This is a genomic window from Methanobrevibacter sp., from assembly GCF_045577275.1.
Lineage (GTDB): Archaea > Methanobacteriota > Methanobacteria > Methanobacteriales > Methanobacteriaceae > Methanobrevibacter.
Map to the genome: position 1 here is coordinate 1 of NZ_JAZNIB010000094.1, position 4,663 is coordinate 4,663.

General features: G+C 31.7%; 4 protein-coding genes. 1 reads left to right on the plus strand and 3 read right to left on the minus strand.

Going from position 1 to position 4,663, the window contains the following annotated elements; genetic code table 11:
• Nucleotides 1-304: 304 nt before the first annotated feature.
• A complete protein-coding gene (ftsZ, locus tag ACKI67_RS03225) occupies nucleotides 305-1,471 on the minus strand; it encodes a cell division protein FtsZ (protein ID WP_407461954.1) in 1,167 nt (388 codons plus the stop codon).
• A 249-nt stretch (nucleotides 1,472-1,720) separates the two neighbouring features.
• On the minus strand, nucleotides 1,721-2,287 hold the full coding sequence (locus ACKI67_RS03230; RefSeq protein ID WP_407461955.1) for a pyruvate kinase alpha/beta domain-containing protein: 567 nt from the start codon (nucleotides 2,285-2,287) through the stop codon (nucleotides 1,721-1,723).
• A 117-nt stretch (nucleotides 2,288-2,404) separates the two neighbouring features.
• On the opposite strand from ACKI67_RS03230, the gene ACKI67_RS03235 reads away from it, so the two are divergent.
• The gene (locus ACKI67_RS03235; RefSeq protein WP_407461956.1) at nucleotides 2,405-3,301 is read left to right on the plus strand and encodes a coenzyme F420-0:L-glutamate ligase; all 897 of its coding nucleotides are present in this window, start codon (nucleotides 2,405-2,407) and stop codon (nucleotides 3,299-3,301) included.
• 154 nt (nucleotides 3,302-3,455) lie between these two features.
• Here ACKI67_RS03235 and tfe read toward each other — a convergent pair whose 3' ends face one another.
• On the minus strand, nucleotides 3,456-4,586 hold the full coding sequence (gene tfe / locus ACKI67_RS03240; protein ID WP_407461957.1) for a transcription factor E: 1,131 nt from the start codon (nucleotides 4,584-4,586) through the stop codon (nucleotides 3,456-3,458).
• Nucleotides 4,587-4,663: the final 77 nt, after the last annotated feature.

Sequence of the window (4,663 nt, forward strand, 5' to 3'; positions counted from 1 at the left end):
ATGTTCTTGCGAATACAAATATCATGATTAGTAACATAACAATTGAAATAATATTATATGTTTTATTTAACTACATTTATAAAGTTTTGCATAAAACACGAATAAATTTTTAAAAATTATGAAAATAAGATTTGTGAAAAATATGAAAATAAATTTGTAAAAAATTAAAAAAATATTTTAAAAAAAATGTGAAAATAAAAACTGTAAAAAAATTAAAAAAAGAAACTAGTTAAGAGTGAATACTCACAACTAGTGAAAATAGTTTTGGTTAAGGTTTTTGTGGCGAAGCCACAAAAAAGCTTATCTAAAAGATACCATCTAAGAATTCATCTAAAGGATCTGCTGGAGCTTCTTCAGATTCTCCTAAAACAGTTCCTTCAAAATCTTCATCGAATTCGATTTCTTCGAACTCATCATTTTGAGGTTCGATGGTATATTGAGATTTTACACCAGAAACAACAATGGTTGTTCTAATCATGTTTTGTAAGTCTTCATCAATTTGAGCTCCCCAAATGATGTTTGCTTCTGGATCTAATCTGTCACCAACAATTTGTACAATCTTTTCAGCTTCGTTCAAGGTTAAGTCGGAACTACCTGAAATGTTAATTAAAGCACCTTTAGCATTGGAAATGTCAATGTCTAATAATGGGCTGCTTAATGCTTCATGTACAGATTCAATTGCTCTGTCACCAGATTCGGATTCTCCCATACCAATCATTGCCATACCGGAACCTTTCATGATGGAACTGATATCAGCAAAGTCCAAACTGATGAGTCCAGGTTTGGTAATGAGTTCAGTGATTCCTTTAACAGCTCTTCCTAAGATTTCATCTGAAGCCATGAAAGCTTTGTTTAAAGGAAGGTTAGGAGCAACTTCTAACAATTTGTCATTTGGAATAACAATTACAGTATCTGCATTTTCTTGAAGTTTTGCTAAACCGATTTCAGCATTTTCTCTTCTTTTTACACCTTCAGCGGAGAATGGCATAGTTGCTACAGCAACAGTTAAAGCGCCAGCCTTTTTAGCTACTTTGGAAATTACAGGTGCAGAACCTGTACCGGTTCCTCCACCAAGACCACAAGTAACAAATACCATGTCAGCGCCTTCTAATTCTACTCTAATGTCTTCTTCACTTTCTTCAGCAGATTCTTCACCGACGGTAGGTTCTCCACCAGCACCGAGACCGCCACAGGTTTGTCTGCCTAAAAGTAATTTTTTATCAGCAGTACTGTAGAATAAATCTTGAGCATCAGTATTTACAGTAATGGTTTGTGCACCTTCAATACCGATTTCATTTAATCTTGTAATTGTATTGTTTCCTGCACCACCAGTACCGACTACAATAATTTTAGCACGACTTCTGTTTATAAGATCGATTAATTCTTGATCTAATTCATCATTTGATTTTTTAGGAGCAGAATTTTCAATGGTTTCTTCTGTTCCTTTAATTGCATCATCTATAAATTTCACGAGTAAACCCCACAAATTATTGATTAATTAAAAATTATTTATCATAAGTATAAATATTATTTATTAATTATGTTTAAAGTAATATTTAAATGTAAATGAAATATTACAAAAAAATTATAAAATTCTCAAATTTGTACTTATAAATTAGTATTTTTATTATTTACTTCAAAGTATATAACTATTTTGAAAAAAAGTTTATAAAAAATAAAAAAAGAAAGAAAGTTTCAATGAATTGAAACTAAAATCAAATTATCTTGGCATAGCTATGATTTCATGGAATTTCATGTCAAATACATTGGTCATGTTAGCTGCAGTCATTACAACAGCTGTGTCAACTCCATGACCTGTTCCGCCAATAGCTATAATCTCTTCGCCAACTGGAATCAATCCTGCATCTGCAAGCATTATAGAGATTTCTGCACATACTTTCATTCCTTGACAGATTGTCCTATAGGTTGCTGCAATGATTTCAACAGGAGTTGCTCCACCGAATTTTTTGGAAATGCTTTTTCCAACACCGCTTAAGGCATGGGATCCCATAAATGTTACAATCCCTTCAGCTTCAAGCTTTGCTTTTGTCTCATCATCAATATCTGCTTGATTTGCTCCCTTAAATCCTACATGGTGGGAACAGTTTACGATTGTTACATCCAATCCTTTTAACGCTTCATTAAGCTTTAAAGCACTTGCACCGGTTGCAGATGCAATAGCTACATATTTAATGTCGGAGCCTTCCAATCTTTCTTTGACAAGTCCAATAAGTGCATCGGTATTTTCAATGCCAGGTTCTTCAAAATAGGTAATTGTTTTTTCCATAATAAAATCTCCCAATTATGAATTGATTAATTAAAAATAATATAAGTTTATACAATAATAATTATATATTTACTAATATAAAATTATACTATTAACTGAATTAATTATTGAGATACCATGACAACTAATCCAACCTATAAAGAAGCGGAAACCGAGGAAGGTCAAAAATACAAGTATGTTGAAATCAAGGGATATAAAGTCATCCCTATTGAAACACATTATATCAAACCTAACGAAAGCATTGATTTCATGATTGAAGACATCTCCAAACTTGCAAATGAAGGGGATTATCTGGTTATTGCAGAAACTCCAATTTCTGTATCTCAAGGAAGATTAGTTGACGAAGCAGACTATACACCATCATTCAAGGCTACATTTTTAGCAACCTACTGGAGCAAATACTTCTGGGGATACATCTTAGGACCACTTCTTGGAATAAAGGAAAGAACCATCAAGAATTTAAGAAAGCTTCCAGAAGAATCAAAAAGACATAAGGAACTTGTTTTGGATTTATATGGTTGGAAACATGCATTGAAACCTGCATCAGAAGCGGGAATCGATCTAAGCAATGCACCTGGAACCTGCGTTTCATTGCTTCCGGAAAACCCTGAAAAGGTGGCTCAAGACATCACTGAAGACATCAGAAATAAAACAGGGCATACTGTAACTACCTTGATAATCGATACAGATGCAACATATAGAAGAGGAAACAAATATTTTACTGGACTTCCAATTGCCATTCCAGGAATTGAAGCAGACAAAGGTGTTTTCGGATACACATTAGGCCAATTGTCAGAGAACTTAGGATCAACACCTCTTGGCTGTTCAAGGGAAATAGATGTTGCTGAAGCCATTGAAATAGCAAACATTGCAGAAGATTATCAAAAATCATTATCCACTGCTATGGAAACCATTTATAGTGTAAAAGAAGTTTTAGGTTCTGATACTGATGGAGTCACTATAGAATCCTTAGATTCAATTATACATACACCAGCAGTTTTAATTAGAAAATAGAATAATCATATGCTTTTTTAAAAAATAAAACTTTTTTTAATAAAAATATTAAAAAAAAATAGCAGTAATTAAAAAAAAAAACTAAAAAAATTAAAAATAAAAATAGTAGAAAATATTTAAAAAAATAAAAATAAAAAAAGAAAAAGAAAAGAAATTATTCAGAAATTAAATCTTCAAGAACTTTAATTTCTGCTTTTTTCCTGTCTATTCTTTCTTGATTGTCTTCGAATTCTAAATCAAGGTCACATTCTGGACATAAGAATTCAACAGTTGAAGCGTCTTCAAAGTCGAGACGGTAATGTCCATTTGGACATACGAAGAACATGTTGTTTTCTTCATATTCCAATTCAGAATTCAATCTTTTAAGTTCAGAGCTTGCTAAATTAAATTCTAATTTTTTATATTCCCCTTCATTGAATCTCCAATCGTAAGTGTACCATTGGGTTTCCTTATCCTTATCCCTTTTATAGCTTGCTAAACGCATATCATATAATTTATAAAGGATTTTCCTTACGATATTTAGTTTGCAGCTGATTTTTTCAGAGATTTCTTCATCTGTTGTGTATCCATCTTTAAGACAAGCGATGATTTCATCAAATGTAAGATACCAGAATTTCATATTGACTGCTCTTTTCTTAGCTGTCTTTTCTTTTTTAGCTTTTGGCTTTTTGGCTTTAGCCTTTTTATCCTTGTCTTCATCAACTTCTTCTTTAATCACTGCATCATCAGATTCTTTAGCCAAATTAAGAACTTTCTTATCGTCATCATCGGATTTGGCTTCTTTAATCTCTTCAAGTTCCTTTGCGATTTTTTCTTGTTCTTCAGAAACAGCGGCATCTTCCTTATCCTTATCTTCTTTATCCTTTTTTTCTCCCTTAATCAAAGCGTTGAAATTATCATTTAAGGTTTTTAAGGTTTGTTGAGAATAAGTCTTTTTGGTTTCCAATAAAAGGGATTCGTTTTCTTCAATATATTGGTCTACAATTTCAACATCCAATTTAAGTTTTTTAGCAATCTCCTTATGGGAGAGTTTGCCTGATCTGAAATGTTTAATTAATTTAATGCAGACTTCATTGACTTTTAGATTATAAACAAAGTTGTTGGTTTCAAGCAATTTAAGAATGTTGGTAACTGTTTTAATATCAATCTTAGTTTTTCTAGCGATTGCCTTATCATCGCATAATCTAGTTTTAGGCCATTCTTTAAGAACACTGATTACATCTATGGCTTCTTCGAATTCAAATATTTGCGGATATAAATTTTGAATAATAGGATCTCTTAACATGATAATAGTCTTCCTTATATATTCCTTGTTGGTAATTATAGTTTAATTTAATAATTGCAATTATTTATAAAGGTAAA

Coding starts and splice junctions, on each gene's coding strand:
- ACKI67_RS03230 (WP_407461955.1), bottom strand. CDS start 2,287: ATGGAAAAAACAATTACCTATTTTGAAGAACCTGGCATTGAAAATACC.
- ACKI67_RS03235 (WP_407461956.1), top strand. CDS start 2,405: ATGACAACTAATCCAACCTATAAAGAAGCGGAAACCGAGGAAGGTCAA.
- tfe (WP_407461957.1), bottom strand. CDS start 4,586: ATGTTAAGAGATCCTATTATTCAAAATTTATATCCGCAAATATTTGAA.